This is a genomic window from Rhizobium ecuadorense, assembly GCF_001187535.1.
Taxonomy (GTDB): domain Bacteria; phylum Pseudomonadota; class Alphaproteobacteria; order Rhizobiales; family Rhizobiaceae; genus Rhizobium; species Rhizobium ecuadorense.
Window position 1 is genome coordinate 1 of record NZ_LFIO01001053.1, and the last position, 480, is coordinate 480.

1 protein-coding gene is annotated in these 480 nt (G+C 58.1%); it reads right to left on the minus strand.

What is annotated here, in order from left to right; genetic code table 11:
- Window positions 1-478, minus strand: a 478-nt coding sequence (locus tag AF337_RS18840; protein ID WP_049733247.1) for a DUF4405 domain-containing protein, incomplete at its 3' end; no start/stop codon positions are given.
- Between the last annotated feature and the right edge of the window lie 2 nt (window positions 479-480).

Below are 480 nucleotides of genomic sequence, written 5' to 3' on the forward strand. Positions count from 1 at the left end.
GGTCTCCGATTCCCATGACGAATATGCTGTGAATGCCGTATGCCGCAATTGCGCCCGCAACGGCACGAAGGCATCCGGTCCGGATCGCGTTTGGCGGCCCAACCCGTAAGAGCTTCCCAGTGACCACCATGATCATCGACCAGTGAAGGCCAAGATGGACGGCTGCGAGGATGAACGCCCAATAGGCCGCGAGGATGTGAATTTCGCGCGCCGTCGGCCCACCGCTCAAGGGAAGGAAAGCAAATACCGTGCGGGAAATCAGCACGCTGGTCACCAGCAATGCTGATATCGCCAAGGCTATCGAGATATTCGAAGCGATTGTCAGAAAACTCGGCCTGCCGCGCACCGACTTTGGAAGCCGCGCCCACCATCGCCTGTTGAAGACGTTGTGCGAGACGAGAAGGACGAACATGCCAGTACCGATCAACTCGTGCGTGGTGTTGTCGAGCCACCAATAGGCGAGCGCGACAAAAAGCAGTC